The organism is Myxococcus xanthus, assembly GCF_013116825.1.
Classification (GTDB): Bacteria; Myxococcota; Myxococcia; order Myxococcales; family Myxococcaceae; genus Myxococcus; species Myxococcus xanthus_B.
In genome coordinates this window covers 49,057-70,289 of the sequence record NZ_JABFNS010000032.1, presented here as the reverse complement: position 1 = coordinate 70,289, position 21,233 = coordinate 49,057, and the positions used below count along the sequence as shown (strand labels likewise).

20 protein-coding genes are annotated in these 21,233 nt (G+C 69.8%); 14 read left to right on the top strand and 6 right to left on the bottom strand.

Annotated elements, in window-relative coordinates; genetic code table 11:
- The first annotated feature begins 205 nt into the window (after positions 1-205).
- The 3 genes from HNV26_RS12055 to HNV26_RS12045 all read left to right on the top strand — a co-directional run bounded on the left by HNV26_RS12055 (position 206) and on the right by HNV26_RS12045 (position 4,060).
- A complete protein-coding gene (locus HNV26_RS12055; protein ID WP_171443067.1) occupies positions 206-1,615 on the top strand; it encodes a serine/threonine-protein kinase in 1,410 nt (469 codons plus the stop codon).
- 246 nt (positions 1,616-1,861) lie between these two features.
- Complete coding sequence (locus HNV26_RS12050; protein WP_171443066.1) at positions 1,862-2,893, top strand: hypothetical protein; 1,032 nt, start codon at positions 1,862-1,864, stop codon at positions 2,891-2,893.
- 165 nt (positions 2,894-3,058) lie between these two features.
- Positions 3,059-4,060, top strand: coding sequence for a sensor histidine kinase (locus HNV26_RS12045; protein WP_171443082.1), 1,002 nt, complete (start codon positions 3,059-3,061; stop codon positions 4,058-4,060).
- Here HNV26_RS12045 and HNV26_RS12040 read toward each other — a convergent pair.
- Positions 3,990-4,577, bottom strand: a complete 588-nt coding sequence (locus tag HNV26_RS12040; protein WP_171443065.1) for a cysteine dioxygenase — start codon at positions 4,575-4,577, stop codon at positions 3,990-3,992. The genes HNV26_RS12045 and HNV26_RS12040 overlap by 71 nt on opposite strands.
- Positions 4,578-4,722: 145 nt before the next feature.
- Between HNV26_RS12040 and HNV26_RS12035 the strand changes: the two genes are divergently transcribed.
- Positions 4,723-6,240, top strand: a complete 1,518-nt coding sequence (locus tag HNV26_RS12035; protein WP_366816854.1) for an FAD/NAD(P)-binding protein — start codon at positions 4,723-4,725, stop codon at positions 6,238-6,240.
- A 9-nt stretch (positions 6,241-6,249) separates the two neighbouring features.
- Here the strand turns inward: HNV26_RS12035 and HNV26_RS12030 are convergent, their stop codons facing one another.
- Positions 6,250-7,035: a 2-keto-4-pentenoate hydratase gene (locus HNV26_RS12030; protein ID WP_171443063.1), complete on the bottom strand. Its 786-nt coding sequence runs from the start codon at positions 7,033-7,035 to the stop codon at positions 6,250-6,252.
- Between the two features lie 201 nt (positions 7,036-7,236).
- Here HNV26_RS12030 and HNV26_RS12025 point away from each other — a divergent pair, with 201 nt between their 5' ends.
- Positions 7,237-7,845: an outer membrane beta-barrel protein gene (locus tag HNV26_RS12025; protein ID WP_216612130.1), complete on the top strand. Its 609-nt coding sequence runs from the start codon at positions 7,237-7,239 to the stop codon at positions 7,843-7,845.
- A gap of 24 nt (positions 7,846-7,869) precedes the next feature.
- Here the strand turns inward: HNV26_RS12025 and HNV26_RS12020 are convergent, their stop codons facing one another.
- Complete coding sequence (locus HNV26_RS12020; RefSeq protein ID WP_171443061.1) at positions 7,870-8,652, bottom strand: SDR family NAD(P)-dependent oxidoreductase; 783 nt, start codon at positions 8,650-8,652, stop codon at positions 7,870-7,872.
- Positions 8,653-8,830: 178 nt separating this feature from the next.
- On the opposite strand from HNV26_RS12020, the gene HNV26_RS12015 reads away from it, so the two are divergent.
- The 8 genes from HNV26_RS12015 to HNV26_RS11980 all read left to right on the top strand — a co-directional run bounded on the left by HNV26_RS12015 (position 8,831) and on the right by HNV26_RS11980 (position 16,241).
- Positions 8,831-9,088 (top strand): hypothetical protein, encoded by a 258-nt coding sequence (locus HNV26_RS12015; RefSeq protein WP_171443060.1) that lies wholly within the window; start codon positions 8,831-8,833, stop codon positions 9,086-9,088.
- A 330-nt stretch (positions 9,089-9,418) separates the two neighbouring features.
- Positions 9,419-10,861: an aldehyde dehydrogenase gene (locus HNV26_RS12010; protein WP_171443059.1), complete on the top strand. Its 1,443-nt coding sequence runs from the start codon at positions 9,419-9,421 to the stop codon at positions 10,859-10,861.
- 31 nt (positions 10,862-10,892) lie between these two features.
- Positions 10,893-11,324 (top strand): RidA family protein, encoded by a 432-nt coding sequence (locus HNV26_RS12005; RefSeq protein ID WP_163777778.1) that lies wholly within the window; start codon positions 10,893-10,895, stop codon positions 11,322-11,324.
- Entirely contained in the window at positions 11,325-11,849 is a 525-nt protein-coding gene (nbaC, locus tag HNV26_RS12000; protein ID WP_171443058.1) for a 3-hydroxyanthranilate 3,4-dioxygenase, read from the top strand.
- Entirely contained in the window at positions 11,846-12,862 is a 1,017-nt protein-coding gene (locus HNV26_RS11995) for an amidohydrolase family protein (RefSeq protein WP_171443057.1), read from the top strand. The genes nbaC and HNV26_RS11995 overlap by 4 nt, the downstream gene beginning before the upstream one ends.
- The gene (gene kynU, locus HNV26_RS11990) at positions 12,859-14,139 is read left to right on the top strand and encodes a kynureninase (RefSeq protein ID WP_171443056.1); all 1,281 of its coding nucleotides are present in this window, start codon (positions 12,859-12,861) and stop codon (positions 14,137-14,139) included. Before HNV26_RS11995 ends, kynU begins: the two co-directional genes overlap by 4 nt.
- Positions 14,132-15,526, top strand: a complete 1,395-nt coding sequence (locus HNV26_RS11985) for an FAD-dependent oxidoreductase (protein ID WP_171443055.1) — start codon at positions 14,132-14,134, stop codon at positions 15,524-15,526. Before kynU ends, HNV26_RS11985 begins: the two co-directional genes overlap by 8 nt.
- Positions 15,504-16,241: an SDR family oxidoreductase gene (locus HNV26_RS11980; RefSeq protein ID WP_171443054.1), complete on the top strand. Its 738-nt coding sequence runs from the start codon at positions 15,504-15,506 to the stop codon at positions 16,239-16,241. Before HNV26_RS11985 ends, HNV26_RS11980 begins: the two co-directional genes overlap by 23 nt.
- 47 nt (positions 16,242-16,288) lie before the next feature.
- On the opposite strand, the gene HNV26_RS11975 is transcribed toward HNV26_RS11980, so the two are convergent.
- Together HNV26_RS11975 and HNV26_RS11970 are read right to left on the bottom strand one after the other, a co-directional pair.
- A complete protein-coding gene (locus HNV26_RS11975; RefSeq protein WP_366816853.1) occupies positions 16,289-17,179 on the bottom strand; it encodes a hypothetical protein in 891 nt (296 codons plus the stop codon).
- Between the two features lie 54 nt (positions 17,180-17,233).
- The gene (locus HNV26_RS11970; RefSeq protein ID WP_171443053.1) at positions 17,234-18,040 is read right to left on the bottom strand and encodes an alpha/beta hydrolase family protein; all 807 of its coding nucleotides are present in this window, start codon (positions 18,038-18,040) and stop codon (positions 17,234-17,236) included.
- Positions 18,041-18,304: 264 nt separating this feature from the next.
- Here HNV26_RS11970 and HNV26_RS11965 point away from each other — a divergent pair, with 264 nt between their 5' ends.
- Complete coding sequence (locus tag HNV26_RS11965) at positions 18,305-19,744, top strand: glutamine synthetase family protein (protein WP_171443052.1); 1,440 nt, start codon at positions 18,305-18,307, stop codon at positions 19,742-19,744.
- Between the two features lie 74 nt (positions 19,745-19,818).
- On the opposite strand, the gene HNV26_RS11960 is transcribed toward HNV26_RS11965, so the two are convergent.
- Complete coding sequence (locus HNV26_RS11960; protein WP_171443080.1) at positions 19,819-21,096, bottom strand: APC family permease; 1,278 nt, start codon at positions 21,094-21,096, stop codon at positions 19,819-19,821.
- Between the last annotated feature and the right edge of the window lie 137 nt (positions 21,097-21,233).

The window sequence follows — 21,233 nt, the reverse complement described above, 5'->3', positions numbered from 1 at the left end:
GAATCCCATCAGTGCCAGGGCCCCTCCGTCCAATCCCCCCCGACCCCAGGGCAGCAGACCTTCCGCCAGCGAACACCCCGCCGGACACGCCCACGTCCTCCCCGATGGGTGACCCACGCCCACACGCCGATGCCGCGGCGCGGCGGGAATTCCCCCCGGCGTCAGCGCAGACTCCTGGGGGAAAGGTGTAAGGATGAGGCACCCCATGGCGGCGGACTCCGAGAGCACCTTTCGCATCCAGGCCCGAGCGGACCTGCATGCATCCGAGCGGGCCCAGAGCGACCCTTCCCGTGCGCAGCGAGGCCCGGGCACGCTGGCCGGGGAGTACCTCCTCAAGGCGCTGCTCGCCTCGGGCGGGCACGGCAGCGTGTACGAGGCGGAGCACCGCATCCTGGGCCGGCGGGCCGCGGTGAAGGTCCTCCACCCGCACCTGGCGGACCAGGGGGAGATGCTCAAACGCTTCGTGCGCGAGGCGCGCGTGGTGAACCAGATTCGCCACCCCAACATCGTGGACGTCTATGACTTCGGGCTGATGCCGGACGGCAGCCCCTACTACGTCATGGAGCTGCTCACCGGCCGCACGCTCAGCCAGGTGGTGCAGGAGCGCGGGCGGCTGTCGTCGACGCGCGCGCTCGCGTACCTGGAGCCCGTCTGCGGCGCGCTGGAGGCCGCGCACCGTGCGGGCGTCGTCCACCGCGACTTGAAGGCCAGCAACATCCTCGTCGTGGAGGAGGGTGAGCGCCCCCGGGTGAAGCTGCTGGACTTCGGCATCGCCAAGCTGCTGCACGCCGAGCCGTCGCAGGAAGGGCTCACCATCGCCGGCCAGCGGCTGGGCACCGCGCACGCCATGGCGCCCGAGCAGTTCCGCGGCGGCCCCATTGGCCCGCATACGGACATCTACGCGCTGGGCGTGCTGCTGCATCAGCTCATCACCGGCCGCTATCCCTTCCAGTGCGAGGACCGGATGGAGCTGGAGCGGCTGCACCTGGAGGCGCCCGCGCCCCGGCCCAGCGCCATCGCCGCGGTGTCCCCGGCGGTGGACGCCGTGGTGCTGCGCTGCCTGGAGAAGGATGGCAGCCGCCGCTTCGGCAGCGTGACGGCCTTCCTCGCCGCGCTCAGCGAAGCAGCCGAGGAGCCCGTCCAGCCCACGCGCCGCACGCGGCTGGCACTGGCCGTCCACGCCGAGGTCGTCCTCGCCACCTCCGCCCAGGATGATGACGCCGTGTACGCGGTGCTCGCGGACGTGCTGGATGGGCTCGAGCAGGGCCTGCGCGGTGGCGGCTTCCTGCTGGCGCTCCAGTCCGGCACCTCCCTGCTGGCCGTGCACCCGCTGGACCACGGCGCCCCCAGCGCCGAGCGCACCGGGTACCTGCGCGAGGCGGAGCGCACGCTGCGGGTGCTCCAGGACATGGCGCAGAAGCTGGCGGACCCGGTGAACGCCCGCGTCCACCTCTGTGTCCACCTGGGCCAGGCGGAGACGCGCGGCGACGCCTCGGAGTCGGAAGTCGTGGGAGGCCCCGTCACCGACGTGGGCACCTGGCGCCTGCGCACCGCGGATGGCTTCGCGCTCACACCAGCGGCGGCGCTCGCCCTGGAGTTCGACGAGAGCGACTAGCTGACGGAAAACACGTATCTGTTATCAGCTTGCGAGCAGGTAGGCGCGAGGTCGTCGCCCATGACACAAACCAGGTGTCTCCGGGCAGACCCCCACCCGAATATTCCCGCCGGGCCATATTTTCTCACGACGTGAACACCGTCACACTGGCTTCACCCATCAGCGACAGTGTTTTAGTTCGTGGGAGCTGGAACTGATGGCATCCGGGGAGCTGGCATTGCTCGCTCCCCGAAACGGGGGAAAGCCATGCGTCTCATGCCAGCGTTTCTGTCTGGATTCCGAATCAATCATTGCCTGAAACACCTGCGCCGGCCGCGCATCGCCGGAGGGTTGCTGGGCCTGGCGCTGGGATTCGGAGGCGGGGCATGTGGTCCAGCGGAGCTCACGGGTGCTACGTGGACGCTGCGCGAAGCCCACGCGTCAGCCGAATCAGGCAACGGCTTGTCGACCAATGGCTTGTCAACCAATGGCCTTTCGACCAACGGACTGTCCACCCATGGCTTATCAACCAATGGGCTCTCCACGGTTGGATTCTCTCACTGGTTCAACCAGGACCCCGCACGCGCCGATGAACTCATGCGTTACATCATCCGGTGCGCCGCGAAGGAGAATCAGCAGCGCAAGTACACCAACCCGGTGACGGGGGTGAAGTACACCTGGGAAGGAGGCCTGGGTCTCGCACTCAACTGGGCCACGGGCGCACCGGCGACAGCCCAGGAAGAAGAAATCGTCTCAGCCTGCCTGGCGGCCCATGCGAACAAGTTCGGGATTTCCGTCGCCATCTCCGTGCTGGGCCGCGACGCGCGGGGCGGTGCCCTGCCGTACACGGAGCAGGAGCTGTCGACGTTCAGCGAGCGGGAGGCGTGCTTCTTCGGCAACCTCTTCGACGGCACCGGCGTCTTCGCCGCCACGGACCGCGGCTACCTGCGCGAGGACGAAAGCACCGTGCGCGCCTGCGGCCTGCCCTCGAACCCCGCCCACGCGGACTGCCTGCCCATCATCCACACGGGCACCTGCGAGTCACGCTGCCAACGCGCCGCCACGGCGGCCCTCCCCGTCAGCCAGGACGCGGACAGGAAGAACCCGCCCCCTCACGGCGAGCCGCCCTATTACGAAACCTGCACGTATAACGGACGGACCTTCCAGCCGCTCACGACGCGTCTGCAGCCACGCGACATCCACCGCTGTGGAGACGGCGTCTGTCAGCTCACGGAACGTTGCGGCGACGGCGTCGTGGCGGGAAGCTGCCAGGCGGACTGCGGCACGTGCCCCTACTGATGCAGCGGGTGCTCGGATGGAACACACTGCCTCCGTCCTGCGGCGCACGCTGTCACCCTCCTTCCGTCCCTTGCCCCTGACCACCATGACAGTGTTGACTACGCGGGTCTGTCACGACTCGGGGATTTTCCACGAACAGACACCACACCGCTGGAGCCGGACGTGATGACGCTGCGAGCGAGGGTGATGCTGATGTCGGCGGTGGCACAGCGGCGCGGAACACTGCGGCGCGCCTTCGACACGCTCCAGGGCCCCACCGTGAATGGCGTGCGGCTTCGCGCGCCGCGGTCCTCCACACGGGAGGCGGCGCTGCTGGAGGAGACGGTCCGCGAACGGACCGCGGCGCTGGAGGCGGCCAACGTCAAGCTGTCCCGCAGCCTGGAGCAGCTGCGCGCCACCCAGGCGCAGCTGCTGTTCGCGGATCGGCTGATCGCGCTGGGCCGCATCGCCGCGGGCGTGGGACACGAAATCAACAACCCGCTGGCCTTCATCCTCAGCAACCTGGAGTACATCCACCAGGAGCTGCAACAAAAGGAGCACCTGTCCGAGCAGGACCGGCAGGAGGTGCTGGAAGCGCTGGCGGAGACGCGCGACGGCGCAGAGCGCATCCGCCTCATCGTCCGGGACCTGCAGACGCTGTCACGCGCGGAGGACGTGGGCACGGGCCCATCGGACCTGGGCTCGGTGGTGCGCACGGCGGCGAAGATGGCCATGCACGAGCTGCGGCACCGCGCGCGGTTGGTGGTGGACTGCGAGGGCCTGCCGCCGGTCCAGGGCAACGGCGCGCGGCTGGGTCAGGTGTTCCTCAACCTGCTGCTCAACGCGGCGCAGTCCATCGTCCCCGGCGAGGTGGAGAAGAACGAGGTCCACATCGTGGCCTGCGAGTCGAAGGCCGGACGGGTGGCGGTGGAGGTGCGCGACACCGGCTGCGGCATCTCCCCGGAGCATCGCGAGCGCATCTTCGACCCGTTCTTCACCACCAAGCCCCTGGGCGTGGGCACGGGCCTGGGGCTGGCGGTGTGCCATGGCATCGTGACGTCGCTGGGCGGCACCCTGACGGTGGAGAGCGCCCCGGAGCGAGGCAGCATCTTCCGCGTCACGTTGCCCGTGGCCGGCGCCTTCGCCCAGGCGACTCGCGCTCCGCAGCAAGCGGACGCGGTGGCCTGAGCGACTCCGGCGCCAGGCTCGCGTCGTACGGCGTCATCCCCTGCATCGGCGGCGCGTAGAGGTGCAGGGACACCGCTTCGTGGCGGGACACATTGTCGATGCGGTGGATGGTGTCCGGAAACTCCACCAGGAGGTCGCCCTCGCGCGCGCCCACGATGACCTCGGGCACCAGCCGGTCCCCCGCCCACGCGAAGCGCGTCTCTCGCAGCCTGCCCCGCACCAGCCAGGAGGCGCCCCCGGAGCCGCCATGGTCATGGACGCGGGACGCCTGCCCGGGGAGCCAGGAGACGAGCAGCAGCTCGCACGCCGCCGTCCGGGCAATGGTCTGCCGCGTGTAGCCCGAGGGCTCGAAGCGCACCAGCTTGTCCAGCAGTCCCCAGTCGACCCTGCTGGAGCGCAGCCGCTCCACCAGCCATGACATGGAGACGATGTCTGCTGTCTGTTCTGGCAATGGCCAGCCGAGCAGCGCCTGGGCCACCGCGCCGTGCTCACGCTGGTCGATGATGGGCTCGCGCATGGTGTTCCCCCCGCGTGTGCGACGGAGTGTGGGCACGGAACAGCCTCGTGCCCAGGGAGGAGGGCCGGACATCCGGACCCGGCGCTTGGCCCCCCGGCCGCCACCAGAGGATGCCAGCGAGCGTGTCAGGACCTACGATGGGTGCGTGCGAGCACTGGGGTGGTGGGATGTGGCCATCGTGGGGGGAGGCGCCAGCGGCACGCTGTTGGCCGTGCACCTCCTGCGGAGCGCGCGGGCGCCGCTCCGCGTGGCCTTGGTGGAGCGGAGTGCGCGGGCGGGCCTGGGGCTGGCGTATTCGACGACGAGCCCGTGCCACCTGCTGAACGTGCCAGCGGCGCGGATGGGGGCCTTCGCGGACGACCCGGAGCACTTCCTGCGCTGGGTGCGCCGTGAGCTGCCGGACACGGCGCCCGGCGCGTTCATCTCCCGCCAGCGCTATGGCCGCTACCTGGAGTCGGTGCTGCGCGAGGCGCGCGCCCAGGCCGCGCAGGGCGTGCATCTGGAAGTGGTGACCAGCGACGTCACCTCGGTCGAGGAGACGGACGACGGCGCGGTGCGCGTCGCGCTGGCCAGCGGGGGACAGCTGGAGGCCCGGACCGTGGTGCTGGCCCTGGGCAATGCGCTGCCCTCCAACCTGCGCGTGCCCGACGGCGGGCTGTACACCAGCCTCCGGTATCACCGCTCCCCCTGGGCGCTAGACGCGCTCCAGGGCGTGTCCGCCACCGACGACGTGCTGCTCATCGGCACGGGGCTCACCATGGTGGACACCGTGTTGTCGCTGGTGGAGCTGGGACACCAGGGACACATCCATGCGCTGTCCCGGCACGGCCTGTTGCCCCACGTGCACCAGGAGATACCCCGGGCAGGCGCCGCGACGTATGCCTCGCCCGGCCTCCGGGAGGCGCTGCGGGCCCTGCGCCAGGAGGTGCGGCGCGAGCGCGGCGACATGAGCGCGACGGGCACACACCCGGTTCCCGTGCGCATCCGCCCCATCCTCCACCTCTTGCGCCGGGAGGTGCGGCGCGCGGCGGAGGCAGGCGCGGACTGGCGGACGGTGGTGGACGCGCTGCGGCCCGTGACGGTACCGCTGTGGCAGCGGTTGCCGGTGGGCGAGCGACAGCGCTTCCTCCGGCACCTGCGCTCGTACTGGGACGTGCACCGGCACCGGATGGCGCCCGGTATTGGCGAGATGGTGGAGCGGCTGCGGCGCGAGGGCCGGCTGACGCTCCATGCGGCGCGCGTCCAGGGCTTCTCGCTGGAGGCGTCCGGCGTGGAGGTCCGCGTGCGCCCTCGGGGCCAGGGCGGGGAGGAGACGCTGCTGCACGTCCAGCACGTCATCAACTGCACGGGGCCGGAGGGCGCCATGACGCGCGGCCATCCGGTGCTGGGTGGGCTGGTGGAGGCCGGGCTGGTGCGCCCGGACGTCCTGGGCATGGGACTGGCCACGGACGCTGACGGCGCGCTGCTGGACGCGGGCGGACGTGCCTCGGGACGCCTCTACACCCTGGGCCCGCCGCGCCGGGGCGAGCTGTGGGAGACGACGGCCGTCCCCGAGATTCGAGGACAGGCGCGGGAGCTGGCGTGGCACCTGCTCCAGCGCCTGTCATCCACGCGCGCGCCTCGGCCTGTGATGGAAGCGGCGGGCGCTCCGCTCGACGGGTAGCGCCCGGCGTTACTCGGCGGATACCGCTACGAGGCCCAGCCCCTCCACCGTGAGCTGCACCCGGTCCCCCGGGCGCAGCATGTGCGCCGCGGTGGCGGCGCCCGCGAGCACGATGCTCCCCGCCGGCAACACCTGGCCGCGCTGGGCCAGCAGCTCACACAGCTGGATGACGGAGATGACCGGGTCACCCGAGATGGCGTCCGAGCGGGCGGATTGAACGGGCTCGCCATTCACCGACAGGGTCATCTCCAGCCGCGTGAGGTCCATCGCGCGCGGAGGATGCTCGGCGGTGCCCAGCACGAACAGCGAGGACGACGCGTTGTCCGCCACCACGTCCGGCAGGGAGAAGTACTTGAAGTCGCGGTAGCGCGAGTCGAGGATTTCCATCGCCGCGAACACGGACTCGCAGGCGTCCAGCACCTCGTCGCGCGTCACCGTGCCGCGAAGCTCACGCGCGGTGCGGAAGGCAATCTCCGGCTCGATTTTGGGGTGGACGCCCTGTGACAACGAAATCACGCCGCCGGCGGGCACCTGCATCCGGTCCGTGAGTACGCCATACACGGGCGAGTCCAGGTTCATCTGCTTGCGCTTGGCCTCGGAGGTGAGGCCCATCTTCAAGCCGACCACGCGCTCGCCATGGGACAGCCGCAGCCGGATTCCGGCCTCCTGGATGGCGTAGGCATCCGGCACGCTCAACGCGGGGTGCTCGCGGGTGAGGGGCGCCACCTCGCGACGCTCCAGCCTGGCCGAGTCCAGGAAATGTGCCAGTGCCTCGTGGTCCACGGTCGCGGTCATCCCCGTCCCTCTCTTGGTCGTTCCGGCCACGCCAGGCTGGCGCACCGCCCGAATGGTGGCGCGGAGCTTCCGGCACCCGAACGCGAACGCGCAAGTCTCGCGAACGCGGCCCGGCCTGAAGCGGACGCTGGCCTTTCCGCTCCCCGTGCTACATAGCGCAGAGCCCCCGGCCGGGTGGGATTCTCCGAAGGAGCTGTTTTCATGCGATACCCCAGCATCATCGCGGCCCTGCTTTTCACCGCCACCACCGCGAGCGCCCAGGAATACGACGAGCACGCCCACGACGGCTTCTACCTGCGCCTGCAGGTGGGCGGTGGCTATCTGCGTGCCAAGGCGACTGACATCTCGCCCGATCTCGTGGTGAAGGGCGGCGGCGCCAACATCAACGCGGAGCTCGGCTTCGCGCTCGTCAACAACTTCATCCTCTACGCGAAGTTCTACGGTGCGTCCGCCCCCAACCCGAGCCTCCAGGTGGGGGACCTCACCGTCGAAGGGCAGAACGAGAAGTTGAGCGAGAACTTCGGCGCCGTGGGCTTGGGCGTCACCTACTACATCATGCCCGCGAACGTGTATCTGTCCGGCGCGCTCACGTACACGCAGCTCAGCGTCACCGACGACGGCGAGAAGGTGGCCGAGTCGGACATCGGCGGCGGACTGCATCTGGGCGTGGGCAAGGAGTGGTGGGTGAGCAAGAACTGGGGCCTCGGCATCGGCGCCGAGCTGGCCCTGGGCCGCATCCGGAACGAGTCGAACAGCGACAGCTGGAACGTCACCAACGTGTCGCTCGTCTTCTCCGCGACGTACAACTGAGCGGCGCCGCCGCGGACGCCAGCCTCAGCCCTGCTGGTTGAGGCTGGCCGCGAGCGCGCGCACCGCCACGCGCGGGCTGAAGCGCACGCCCACGGTCCCCACCCAGTTGAGCAGTCCGTGGATGGAGAGCACCCGGCCGCGCATCATCATCGCGTAGGCATGGGCGGCCACGTCCTCCGCCTTGGCCACGCCCGGCCGCTGGAACAACCGCGTCTGGCCGTTGCCCGCGCGCTGGGTGAACTCCGTGTGCGTGGCCCCCGGGCAGTGGCACGTCACCGTCACGCCCGTGCCCTTGAGTTCGTGCGCCAGCGCCTCCGACAGGGACACCACGAAGGCCTTGGTCGCGAAGTACGTGGCCATGAACGGGCCGGGCTGGAAGGCCGCGGTGGAGGCGACATTGAGGATGCGCCCGCCGCCCCGCTCCCGCATGGGCCGCGCGAACAGGTGCGACAGCTTCAGGAGGGCGGTGCAGTTGACCTCCACCATCTCCGCCTCGCGCGACAGGTCCTGCTCCAGGAAGGGACCACACGAGCCGAAGCCCGCGTTGTTCACCAGGAACTCCACCGCCAGCCCCTTCGCGCGCACGGCCTCGAAGAGCTGCTCGGGAGTCTCCGGCCGGCCCAGGTCCGCTGGGAAGACGTGTGCCTTCACGCCATGGGCCTGCTCCAGCTTCGCCGCCAGCGCCTCCAGCCGGGGCGCGCTGCGCGCGACGAGGATGACGTCGTGTCCGTCCTTCGCGAACAGGTGTGCGAACTGCTCTCCCAAACCCGCCGAAGCCCCGGTGATGAGCGCCACTTTCCGCGACATGATGTCTCCTCCAGGTGCCGCGTTATAGCCGAGCGGCTCGCGCGTGGCGGTCCCGCCAACATTCATCCACCCCGGCAGGCGGGGCTGACGGGCGGCCTCGTGGCTTCAGGGAACGCCCACCGCTTGCCGCGTCCCGGTGGGGTGGTGAGCTTCCCGTCCACCCAGGGAGGGGCGACCTATGAAGCGAGGCATTCTCACGGGCTTCACCACCGGGCTGCTGACGGCCTCCGCGGCCTCCGCATGCCCCACCTGCCGCCCCGACGTGGTGGCCGCCATCCTCGATGAGCACTTCTGGGGCCGGCTGTCCTTCACCGCCCTGCCCTTCCTCGTCCTCGTCATCATCCTGGGCGCGCTGTTCTTCGCCACGCGAGAAGTTCCGCCCCCCGTGCCGGTGAAGCAGCGCGCGCGGAGACAGGGGCGGGAGCGCTCCCGGTGAGCGCCCGGAATCGCGGCCCGCTCGTGCTCGCGGGACTGCTGCTGGGCGCGGGCCGCGAGGACCGGCCCCCCCGGGGCGGACTGCGCGTGCCCCACCCGGCGCACTGACAGCGGCTGCACCGCGGGGCGCGGCTGGCGGTCCCGCGCGTTCGCGCAGTGCGGCATTCCCTGAGCCTTCCAGGCGGGCGACCCCGATTCCATGACAGTGGACTGCGGGCGCGCGTGGCGCTGGTGAGGTACGGAGGGGCGGCGTACATTGCGCGCCCTCCCACAGGGCTGGCGGGGCTCACCGTCGCCGGGCCATGGGCAGGCGCTACCGGAGGGCTCGGCCATGGAGAAGGTACTCAACTACATCGGTGGTGAGCTGCTGCCCGCACGCGGAGGCGGGTGGCTGGACAAGCCCGAGCCCGCGACGGCCGAGACGTATGCCCACGTGCCGGACTCCGACGCGTCCGACGTCCAGCACGCGGTGGAGGCCGCCGCGCGGGCCTTCCCCGCCTGGGCCACCACCCCGGCCACCGAGCGCGCTCGCATGCTGCGCCGCATCGCGGATGGCATCCGGAGCCGCCTGGACGCCTTCGCCCGCGCGGAGTCCATCGACACCGGCAAGCCGCTGTCGGTCGCCTCCACGGTGGACATCCCGCGCAGCATCCTCAACTTCGAGTTCTTCGCGGACGCGGTGACGCAGTTCTCCAGCGAGGCGCACCAGACGGACGACGTGGCCCTCAACTACACCCTGCGCGCGCCGCTGGGCGTGGTGGGCTGCATCTCCCCGTGGAACCTGCCGCTGTACCTGCTGACGTGGAAGATTGCCCCGGCGCTCGCCATGGGGAACTGCGTGGTGGCCAAGCCGTCCGAGGTGACGCCGATGACGGCGTACCTGCTGGCCCAGGTCTGCCGCGACGTGGGCCTGCCGCCGGGCGTGCTCAACCTGGTGCACGGCCTGGGCCCCAAGGTGGGCGCCGCGATGAGCGAGCACCCGGACATCAGCGCCATCTCCTTCACCGGCAGCACCCGCACCGGCGCGGAGATTGCCCGCGTGGCCGCGCCCGCCTTCAAGAAGCTGTCGCTGGAGATGGGCGGCAAGAATCCCAACGTCATCTTCGCGGACTGTGACTTCGATGAGGCGCTGGCCACCACGCTGCGCTCGTCCTTCGCCAACCAGGGGCAAATCTGCCTCTGCGGCCCGCGCATCTTCGTCCAGCGGCCCCTCTACGAGCGCTTCAAGGAGGCGCTGGTCACCCGCACGCGCGCGCTCAAGGTGGGAGACCCGCTGGAGGCGGGCACGGACCAGGGCGCGCTGGTGTCGCAGCCGCACTTCGACAAGGTGCTGGGCTACGTGAGCCTGGCGAAGCAGGAGGGTGGCCGCATCCTCACCGGCGGACAGCGCGCCAGCGTGCCCGGGCGCTGCCGCAACGGCTGGTTCGTGGAGCCCACCCTCATCGAGGGCCTGGACGCGGGGTGCCGCACCAACCAGGAAGAAATCTTCGGCCCGGTGGCCAGCATCACGCCCTTCGACTCGGAGGACGAGGTGCTCGCGTGGGCCAACTCCACCCGGTACGGCCTGGCCGCCAGCGTGTGGACCCAGGACGTGAAGCGCGCGCACCGCTTCGCCTCGCGGCTGCACAGCGGCATCGTCTGGGTGAACACGTGGATGCTGCGCGATTTGCGCACGCCCTTCGGCGGCGTGAAGGACTCCGGTGTGGGACGCGAGGGCGGCTGGGACGCGCTGCGCTTCTTCACCGAGCCGAAGAACGTCTGCATCAAGCTGTGAGCCCCCTACCCCCACGTGAGGAGAGCACGCCGTGAGCAGTGACAGCGCACGAGTCGATTCGCAGAAGGCCCCCGAACCGGTGGGCCTGTACCCCCACGCCCGGCGCGTGGGCAACCTCCTGTTCCTGTCCGGCGTGGGCCCGCGCGAGCGCGGCACGAAGAAGATTCCCGGCGTGGAGCTGGACGCGGAGGGCAACATCGTCTCCTACGACATCGAGGCGCAGTGCCACTCGGTGTTCCGCAACGTCCGCTACATCCTGGAGGACGCAGGCTCCTCCTGGGACAAGCTGGTGGACGTGACGGTGTACCTCACCGACATGAAGAAGGACTTCCCCACCTACAACCGGCTGTGGGCGGAGTACTTCAAGGACAACCCGCCGTGCCGCACCACGCTCGAAATCAACCGGCTGCCCACGCCGATTGCCATCGAGCTCAAGTGCATCGCCACCATCGGAGGTGAATGAATGGGCCGCCTGACCCCCATCAACTTCAAGAAGTGGATTGATGAGCACCGCCACTTGCTCAAGCCCCCCGTGGGCAACCAGCAGGTGTGGGAGGACCGGGAGTTCATGGTCACCGTCGTCGGCGGGCCCAACGCGCGCACGGACTTCCACATCAACGAGGGCGAGGAGTTCTTCTACCAGCTCGAGGGCACGATGAACCTGCGGGTCATCGACGACGGCCAGGTGCAGGACATCCCCATCCACGAAGGGGAGATATTCCTGCTGCCGCCCAACGTGCCCCACTCGCCCCAGCGTCCCGCGGGCACGGTGGGCCTGGTGCTGGAGCGCCGCCGCCAGCCGAAGGAGCTGGACGGCTTCATGTGGCTGTGCCCGCAGTGCGGCGAAAAGCTCTATGAAGAGTTCGTGCATGTCACCAACCTGGTGACGCAGCTGCCGCCCATCTTCGAGCACTTCTACGGCAACCCCGACAACTGCACCTGCAAGAAGTGCGGGACGAAGGTGGTCAAGGGAGGCCCCGCCCGTTGAAGGTCGACATCCACACGCACCTCCTCCCCGCCCACCTGCCTCGCTTCGCCGAGCGCTACGGCTACGGCGGCTTCATCACCCTGGACCACCACGCGCCCTGCCGCGCGCGCATGCTCCGGGATGACGGCAAGTTCTTCCGCGAAATCGAAAGCAACTGCTGGGACCCGGTGAAGCGCATCGAGGAGTGCGACGCGGCCGGCGTCCACGTCCAGGTGCTGTCCACGATTCCAGTCATGTTCGGCTACTGGACGAAGCCCGAGCACGGCGCGGACCTGGCGCGCTTCCTCAATGACCACCTCGCCTCCGTGGTGCACGCGCACCCCAAGCGCTTCGTGGGCCTGGGCACGGTGCCGCTCCAGTCCCCGGAGCTGGCGGTGCGCGAGCTGGAGCGCTGCGTGAAGGAGCTGGGGCTGGCGGGTGTGCAGATTGGCTCGCACGTCAACGACTGGAACCTGTCCGACCCGGCGCTGTTCCCCTTCTTCGAGGCCGCCAGCGAGCTGGGCGCGTCCGTCTTCGTCCACCCGTGGGACATGATGGGCGAGGCGAAGATGCAGAAGTACTGGCTGCCGTGGCTGGTGGGCATGCCGGCCGAGGTGTCGCTGGCCATCTGCTCCGTCATCTTCGGCGGCGTGATGGAGCGGCTGCCCAAGCTGCGCTTCGCCTTCGCGCACGGCGGCGGCGCCTTCCCCCACACGCTCGGCCGGATTCAGCACGGCTTCGAGGCCCGGCCGGACCTGGTGGCCGTGGACAACCCGGTGCCGCCCCGGGACTACCTGGGCCGCTTCTGGGTGGACTCGCTGGTCCACGACCCGGAGGCGCTGCGCTACATCGTCCGGCTCTTCGGACAGGACAAGGTGGCGCTCGGCAGTGACTACCCCTTCCCCCTGGGCGAGGACCGCCCGGGCACGCTCATCGAGTCCCTGACCGAGCTGGAACCCGCCGCGCGTGAGCGGCTGCTCTGGCGCAACGCCTTCGATTGGCTGGGACGCGCCCCCGAGGACTTCGCACCATGACGACGCCATCCCCCTTCGAGGACTCCGAGTCCTTCGCGCGGAAGCTGGACGCGGAAGACGCGCTGCGCGGCTACCGCGACGCGTTCCACTTCCCGCCCGGCCCGGACGGCAAGCCGGTGGTGTACCTGGCGGGCAACTCGCTGGGCCTCCAGCCGCGCAACGCCGCGCGCTACATCCAGGAGGAGCTGGAGGACTGGGCGCGGCTGGGCGTGGAGGGACACCACCACGGCCGCCACCCGTGGCTGCACTACCACGAGCTCGTCACCGAGCAGGCCGCGCGGCTGGTGGGCGCCAAGCCGTTGGAAGTGGTGGTGATGAACACCCTGTCGGTGAACCTGCACCTGATGATGGTGTCGTTCTACCGGCCCACGAAGCAGCGCTTCAAAATCCTGGTGGAGGCCGGCGCCTTCCCGTCGGACCAGTACGCCGTCGCCTCCCAGGTGCGCTTCCACGGCTACGACGCGCGCGAGGCCGTGCTGGAGCTCACGCCCCGCGCGGGCGAGGAGACGCTGCGCACCGAGGACATCCTCGCCACGCTGGAGCAGCACGGCCACGAGGTGGCGCTGGTGATGCTGGGCAGCGTGAACTACCTCACCGGGCAGGCCTTCGACCTGGCCGCGATTACGAAGGCCGCGCACGCCAAGGGCTGCTTCGTCGGCTTCGACCTGGCGCACGGCGCGGGCAACCTGAAGCTGTCGCTGCACGAAGACGGGCCGGACTTCGCGGTGTGGTGCTCGTACAAGTACCTCAACGCGGGCCCGGGCGCGCTGGGCGGCGTGTTCGTCCACGAGCGGCACGCGAACACCAAGGACCTGCCCCGCTTCGAGGGCTGGTGGGGCCACGACAAGCAGACGCGCTTCCAGATGGGGCCCACCTTCAGCGCGCTGCCGGGCGCGGAGGGGTGGCAGCTCTCCAACCCGCCCATCTTCCAGCTCGCGGCGCTGCGCGCGTCCCTGGAGCTGTTCGACCAGGCCGGCATGGCGGCGCTGCGCGCCAAGAGCGAGCGCCTCACCGGCTTCCTGGAGTTCTTGTTGGACAGGCTGCCCGAGGGCTTCGTGCGCATCACCACGCCCCGGGACGCGCAGCAGCGCGGCGCCCAGCTGTCCCTGCGCTTCCGGGGCGAGCCCCAGGGCCTGCTGAAGCGGCTGGGCGACGCGGGCATCATCTGCGACTTCCGCAAGCCGGACATCATCCGCGCCGCACCCGCGCCGCTCTACAACTCGTTCACGGACGTGTACCGCTTCGTGAAGACGCTGGAGGGCCACGCCCGTGAGTGAGGCGCGCAAGGACACCGTCACCGTGGTGGGCGCGGGGCTGGTGGGCTCGCTGCTCTCCATCTACCTGGCGCGCCGGGGCCACACCGTGGAGCTGCTGGAGCGGCGCCCGGACATGCGGAGCGAGCTGGTCGACGCGGGCCGCTCCATCAACCTGGCCATCTCCACGCGCGGGCTGCACGCGCTGCGGCAGGTGGGCCTGGAAGACGAGGCGCTGAAGCACGCCATCCCCATGCGCGGGCGGATGATTCACCCGCCGCAAGGCGAGCTCGTCTACCAGCCCTACGGCAAGGACGACTCGCAGCACATCAACGCGATGTCGCGCGGGTGGCTGAACGCCTTCCTCATGACGGCGGCGGAGGCCACCGGGAAGGTGCGCATCCGCTTCAAGCAGCGGGTGACGGACGTGGACTTCGGCTCGGGCGCGCTCACGGTGCACGACGACGCCACCGGAGAGGCGCGCCAGGAACCCGGCCGCGTGGTGTTCGGCACGGACGGCTCCGCCTCCGCCATCCGTCAGGCCCTGGAGAAGCGGCCGGGCTTCAACGGGACGCAGGAGCAGCTTGGCCACGGGTACAAGGAGTTGACGATTCCGGCGGGGCCCGGCGGCGCGTTCCAGATGGAGAAGCACGCGCTCCACATCTGGCCTCGCGGCACGTTCATGTTGATTGCCCTGCCCGACGAGGAAGGCAGCTTCACCTGCACGCTGTTCCTGCCCTGGCAGGGGCCGGTGAGCTTCGCGTCCCTGGACACGCCCGCGAAGCTGGAGGCGTTCTTCGGCGCGCAGTTCCCAGACGCGAAGGCGCTCATCCCGGACCTGGTGGAGACGTTCTTCTCGCGCCCCACGGGCAGCATGGTGACGGTGAAGGGCGCGCCCTGGCACGCAGGTGGACAGACGCTGCTGCTGGGCGACGCGGCGCACGCCATCGTCCCCTTCTTCGGCCAGGGGATGAACTGCGGCTTCGAGGACTGCGTCGTCCTGGACCAACTGCTGGGACAAGGCGCCGGCTGGGAGCAGGTCTTCACGGACTTCGAACGCCTGCGCAAGACGAACGCGGACGCCATCGCCGACATGGCGGTGGAGAACTTCGTCGAGATGCGCGACAGCACCGGAGACCCGCGCTTCCAGTTCCGGAAGGCCGTGGAGAAGGTGCTGCTCAACGCCTTCCCGGGCGAGTTCGTCAGCCGCTACTCCCTGGTGAGCTTCAGCCACGTGCCTTACCGGCTGGCCTATCAGGTGGGTGCGCTGACGGACGGCATCGTCTCCGAGTTGAGCGAGGGCCTGCCGCGGGCGGAGGACGTGGACCTGAAGCGCGCGGCGGAGCTCATCCGGAGCCGGCTGACACCATTCATGAAGGAGCACGCTGATGGATTTCGGACTGAAGGGTAGGCGCGCGCTGGTGATGGGCGCGTCCGCGGGGCTGGGCTACGCCATCGCGGAGGCGCTGGTGAAGGAAGGCGCCACGGTGGCCATCTGCTCGCGCGGTGGCGACAAGCTGGAGCAGGCCGCGAAGAAGCTGGGCGCGGCGCTCGCGGTGCCGTGCGATTTGACGCAGCCCCAAGCCGCGAAGGCGCTGGTGGAGACTGTCACCGCGAAGCTGGGCGGCGTGGATGTCCTCGTGGTGAACACGGGCGGGCCACCGTCAGGTGGCTTCGAATCCCTGACGGCGGAGCAGTGGCAGCTCGGCTTCCAGAGCCTGTGGATGGCCGCGGTGGATGGCATCCAGGCGGTGCTCCCGGGGATGAAGGAGCGCCAGTGGGGCCGCATCGTCCTGGTGACGTCGCTGGCGGCGCGCGAGGCGATGAACAACCTGACCATCTCCAACGGCCTGCGCGCGGGCCTGCTCGGGTTGGTGAAGACGGTGAGCAACGAGGTGGCGCAGCACGGCGTCACGCTGAACGCGGTGCTGCCGGGCTACCACGCCACCGAGCGCATGCAGCAGCTCGGGCTGACGGACGAGAAGGTGGCGCCGCAGATTCCCGCGCGGCGGCTGGGCCGCCCGGAGGAGCTGGCCGCGCTCACGGCGTTCCTCGCCTCCGAGCAGGCGTCCTACATCACCGGGCAGTCCATCGCGGTGGACGGCGGCGCGCAGCGAGGCTTCTGAGCGCGTCCAACGACGCGGGCCTGGCCGGGCGCCTCGACTGGCCCGGCTCAGTCCGCGGCGGCCCGAGTGAACAACCGGCCGCCCTGCTTGCGCCGGCGATAATCCTCCTCCCACGCCGCCATTTCCGCGGCATGCGCCTCGGCGACACGCCGCGCATCGGTCTCGCGCGCGTCCTCCATGAGCTTCTTCATGTCCGCGACCTCCACGACGCTCTCCTCCCCGTCCGACGCGACTCTGACGTAGCTGCCGTCGTCGAGCTTCCGCATACGGCCCGCCGCGACTTCCTCGTCGAAGTTGACCGCCTTGGCCTCGGAGAGCGCCGCCAGGAGCTCGAGCTGCGAATCAAAGCTCTCCCGCGGAAGGAGCGGCATGTCCGGGAAGTCCCTTTCGTACACGCTGCGTCGAGGCTCCCCGCCCACCTCCTTCCGAAGCGGCACCACCACGGTGGTGAGGTGATGATTGAAATGCGCGATGAGGAGGTCGCTGCTCAGCCACCCGAGCGGCAGGCCCACGAGCGCCACGGTCACCATCGTCCCCACCCACGGCATCCGCCAGCGCACCATGAGCTGGGAGCACACACCGAACGTCATCAGGATGCCGCCCACCAACGTCGACTGGCTGAACATCACGATGGGGTCACGGAAGAGCTCGAACTGAACCCATCCCGCGAGCAGGGGCCCGGCCCACATGGCGGCGCACCCCCAGATGTGGTGACGCTTCATCTGCGGCATCACACTGGGTTTTCCCTCCTTCAGTTGCCGCCGTATCGCCAGCGCATGCAACAACCCCGCGAGGCCGATGGCCCCGACCCCATAGAGGAGCGTTGGGACCGCGGCGCCCACCGGCGAGCCCTCGAACACGGCCTGGATGCCCCGGGAAAGGCCCATGGTCACCAAAGCGCTCCCAAGGATGTAGACCAGCAAATAGACGATACTCACGCCCCCACACTTACCGTGAACTTCAGGTAAACCCAACCGCTCCCATGCAAAGCCTCACATCAAGGACTGCACCGCGGCCACGACGTGGGGCCACTCCCGCGAGCGCGGGTCGATGACCTCGAAGTGCCCCGCGCCCGGCAACGTGACGCTGCGGACGTCGTCTCCCAGCGCACGGCCGCGCGCGCAGAAGTCCTCGCTCATCGACACGGGCACGGTGTCGTCCTCCGCTCCGTGGATGAGCACCTGTGGCACCCCGAGCGGCTGGAGCCCCGCGGGCGAGGCGGTGCGGTAGCGCTCCGGCACCGAGGACGGCGTGCCGCCCAGGAACGTCTCCACGATGCCGTCCCCCAGCCGGTGCGAGAATGCGCGCGGCAGGTCCACGACGCCCGCCAGCGACACCACGCCATGCAGGGGCAACGGCGCCGCACTGTAAAGCGCATCGCCGGGCCGCAGCCGGTGCCGGGCCCCCAGCCACGCCGCCAGGTGCCCTCCCGCCGAGTGACCGAGCGCCACGACGCGTGAGAGGTCCAGCGCATGGGCCTGTGCGAGCGCGCGCAGGAAGTCAGCGCCACGCGCCACGTCCTCCAGCGTGCCGGGCCAGCCACCGCCGTCGTGCCCCACGCGCCGGTACTCCAAGCTCCACGTCGCGAAGCCGCGCCGGGTCAGGTCCGCGCACAGGTGCCCGGCATGCTCCAGGTCGTACTTCGCGCGCCAGAAGCCGCCATGGATGACGACCACCACCGGGTGCGGCCCCAGTCCTTCGGGCATTCGCAGGTCCCCGAACTGGTGAGGCTCCCCGCCATACGCCATGCGCGCATCCGCGGTGGGAGCGGGCGTCTCCAGGACCCACATCGAGCTCATGCGGACATCCTACTCCGCGACATCCGCCCGCCTGCCTGGGGCCGACCGGGAAGCCCGCCCCTGTGCCCACCGGCCATCCACCCGAGGGCTCCCCTGGCAGGCGGGAATGTCATCCAGCGGGCTCCAAAGGTTTCATCGCCAAGATTTTATGTTCCGCCGCTCGAGATTTAGGCTTGATTTCAACCCGGCAAATGTAAATACCTGGGCCCACGGATTCATCCCGCCGCACCGACGGCGAAGAATCCGGCCTGGGAGGCACGAACAATGGACGCGAAGGGGCTACGGACGTTCCTGGAGATTCCCTACGACGAGCTCGAGGAGCGCAACCTCAAGGTCAAGGAGCAGCGCCTCAAGCACATCGCGCAGGAGAAGCTCCGTGACGAGCGCATCGAGTACCTGACGAAGGAACGCGCCATCAAGGCGGTCACCGTGTGCTTCACCGACCTCGAGGGTCGGCTGCACATGCTGGACTACGACAAGAAGTTCCTCATCAAGAGCGCCGACAACCTCACCTTCGACGGCTCCTCCATCCGGGGCTTCTCCGCGCAGCAGGAGAGCGACCTGCGGCTGAACATCGACTGGAGCGCCTTCTATTGGCTGCCCTCGGACATCTTCGGCCCGGGCAAGGTGCTGGTGTTCAGCGAGGTGCACGAGCGTGACGGCACGCAGTACCAGTCCGACCTGCGTGGCAGGCTGAAGCAGCTCACCGAGTCGATGTACCAGAAAGACGGCATGGTGGTTCACGCGGCGCCTGAAATCGAGGGCTTCCTCTTCAAGGGCCGCGACGCCGAGCACCACTTCCACGAGAAGGGCCACTTCGACTTCATCTCCACCGGCGGCTACTACCACTCGCTGCCCGGTGACGTGCTGCGCACGTTCATCGACAAGGTGGCCGAGGCCCAGCGCGCCATGGGCTTCCAGAACGAGAAGGACCACCCCGAGGTGGCGCCCAGCCAGTTCGAGATAAACTTCTCGTACAGCGAGGCCCTCATCGCGGCCGACCAGATTCAGCTCTACAAGCTGCTCAGCCGCCAGGTGGCCGCGCAGTTGGACTGCACCGCCAGCTTCCTCCCGAAGCCGGTGACGGGCGTCAATGGCAACGGCATGCACATGAACCTGTCGCTGTCCAAGGGCGGGAAGAACCTCTTCCACGACCCGAACGGTCCGGACGGCCTCAGCCCCATGGGCTGGGACTTCATCGACCGCATCCTCACCAGCGCGAATGACATCTGCCTCACGCTCAACTCCAGCGTGAACGCGTACCGCCGCCTGGACCCGCACTTCGAGGCCCCCAACCAGATCAAGGCCAGCGCCAACAACCGCGGTGCCATGGTGCGCATCCCCTTCGGCAACGAGCGCAGCGCGCGCATCGAGTGCCGCTCGGTGGCGCCGGACTCCAACCCGTACCTGGTGCTCTACACCCTGCTGCGCACCGGCCTGGAGGGCCCGCAGCCGCAGGAGGACGCGGAGACCAAGCGCAGCCGCACCCGCTTCCTGCCGGACAACATCTTCGACGCCATCCGCATCTTCAAGGGCAGCCAGTTCGTGGCGTCCATCCTGGGTGAGGGCCTGCAGAGCAAGTTCGCCGAGCTCAAGACGACCACGGCCGAGCGCAGCCCGAAGCAGCTGGGCAGCCGTGTGAAGTACTCGGAGGTCAAGTTCCACCACGAGGTCACCAACCAGTACCTCTGGAACCAGTTCTAGGAACGGACGTCCGCACCGCCGGACTTCAGGAGCCGCCGCCCTCCCGCGACATGGGGAGGCGGCGGCTTCGTCCGTTACAGCGGCTCGCCGCGAAGCGCCGCTGACGGCTCCGGAGCCCGGGGCCGCGACAGCCGCAGCAGCACCACGCCAGCGATGAGGGTGAGGGCCATGGTGACGCCTTCACGCGGGTTGGCGCCGAAGGCCACCAACGTCAGGCCCAGCCCCAGCGTGGGCACCGCCAGCAAGGCGTGAAGCGGACGCAGCCCCCGCTCGCGCCGCCAGGCCAGCGCGGCCAGCGCCGCGGAGGTGACGCCGTACTGCATCAGCACCGCGATGCTGGAGAGGGCGAACAGCTCCGACAGGTCGCCCAGGTTGACGAACAGCAGGACCAGCGCCCAGGTGACAGCCAGCGCGCGCACCGGCACGCCTCCGGCGGACATCCCGTCCAGGCCCAGCAGCGAGTGCGAGCCCGACGCCAGCGCGGACAGGTAGCGCGGCGTCGTCACCATCATCCCCAGGCAGATGCCCAGCGCGGACACGCTGGTGCCTGCCTTCACCCACCCTTCGAGCCCGGGCCCGCCCCACACGCCCGCCGCTGCGGCCAGCGGCGCGGCCTGTGAGGCCAGCTCCGGCAGCGCGGCCACGCACGCCCACACCAGGCCCACGTACAGCAGCACCGCCACCAGCAGCGAGCCCACCGTGGCCAGCGGCACGGTGCGCGACGACGAGCGCACCTGCCCCGCAATCACCGGGACGATTTCGAAGCCCTGGTAGGCGAACATCACCGTCAACCCCGCCCGCAGCCACGACACGTCCACGGCCGGGCCCGCGGCCACCGCCGTGGCGGGAGGGGGCCCCGACAGCGCCAGGAACGCCACCAGCAACGCGGCCAGGGGCAGCAGCTTGAAGATGGTGAGCGCCGTCCAGGCCCCCGCCGACACGCGGATGCCGGACGCCACCACGCCCGCCAGCGCCGTGACGAGGACGGAGGCGAGCACCGACTGCCCCAGGGCGCCCTCCAGCCCCAGGGAGGGCGCCACCGCCTGGGAGAGGCCCGCCACCACCGCGGCGGTGCTCAGGAACGCGCTGACGTAGGCCACCCACCCCACCAGGAAGGACGCCCGCTCTCCAAAGGCCGCGCGCGCGAAGAGGACGGGCCCGCCGTCCTCGTCGAAACGCCGGCCCAGCACGGCGAAGGCCAGCGCCACCGGTATCAACGCGAGCCCGGTGAGCGCGAAGGCGGCAATGGCGCTGGCCCCCGGCGCCAGCGCGGCGACCTCCGCCGGGGCGAAGAAGATGCCGACGCCGACGATGCCATTGACGCCGAGCGAGAGGAGCTGGAACGGCCCCACCGGACGCGACGCGGATGCGGAGGAAGGAACCGGCACGGAGGTAGTTCACTACACCTGAGCGCCGGACACCAATGCACCCGGTGGCCCCCCGATATGGTTGTGGGCGCCGAGCGTTTCGGCCCGACATCCAGGCCGTT

Excerpts from the sequence above, each read along its gene's own strand:
- HNV26_RS12055 (WP_171443067.1), top strand. The coding sequence starts at position 206 with ATGGCGGCGGACTCCGAGAGCACCTTTCGCATCCAGGCCCGAGCGGAC.
- HNV26_RS12050 (WP_171443066.1), top strand. The coding sequence starts at position 1,862 with ATGCGTCTCATGCCAGCGTTTCTGTCTGGATTCCGAATCAATCATTGC.
- HNV26_RS12045 (WP_171443082.1), top strand. The coding sequence starts at position 3,059 with ATGACGCTGCGAGCGAGGGTGATGCTGATGTCGGCGGTGGCACAGCGG.
- HNV26_RS12040 (WP_171443065.1), bottom strand. The coding sequence starts at position 4,577 with ATGCGCGAGCCCATCATCGACCAGCGTGAGCACGGCGCGGTGGCCCAG.
- HNV26_RS12030 (WP_171443063.1), bottom strand. The coding sequence starts at position 7,035 with ATGACCGCGACCGTGGACCACGAGGCACTGGCACATTTCCTGGACTCG.
- HNV26_RS12025 (WP_216612130.1), top strand. The coding sequence starts at position 7,237 with ATGCGATACCCCAGCATCATCGCGGCCCTGCTTTTCACCGCCACCACC.
- HNV26_RS12020 (WP_171443061.1), bottom strand. The coding sequence starts at position 8,652 with ATGTCGCGGAAAGTGGCGCTCATCACCGGGGCTTCGGCGGGTTTGGGA.
- HNV26_RS12015 (WP_171443060.1), top strand. The coding sequence starts at position 8,831 with ATGAAGCGAGGCATTCTCACGGGCTTCACCACCGGGCTGCTGACGGCC.
- HNV26_RS12010 (WP_171443059.1), top strand. The coding sequence starts at position 9,419 with ATGGAGAAGGTACTCAACTACATCGGTGGTGAGCTGCTGCCCGCACGC.
- nbaC (WP_171443058.1), top strand. The coding sequence starts at position 11,325 with ATGGGCCGCCTGACCCCCATCAACTTCAAGAAGTGGATTGATGAGCAC.
- kynU (WP_171443056.1), top strand. The coding sequence starts at position 12,859 with ATGACGACGCCATCCCCCTTCGAGGACTCCGAGTCCTTCGCGCGGAAG.
- HNV26_RS11980 (WP_171443054.1), top strand. The coding sequence starts at position 15,504 with ATGGATTTCGGACTGAAGGGTAGGCGCGCGCTGGTGATGGGCGCGTCC.
- HNV26_RS11970 (WP_171443053.1), bottom strand. The coding sequence starts at position 18,040 with ATGAGCTCGATGTGGGTCCTGGAGACGCCCGCTCCCACCGCGGATGCG.
- HNV26_RS11965 (WP_171443052.1), top strand. The coding sequence starts at position 18,305 with ATGGACGCGAAGGGGCTACGGACGTTCCTGGAGATTCCCTACGACGAG.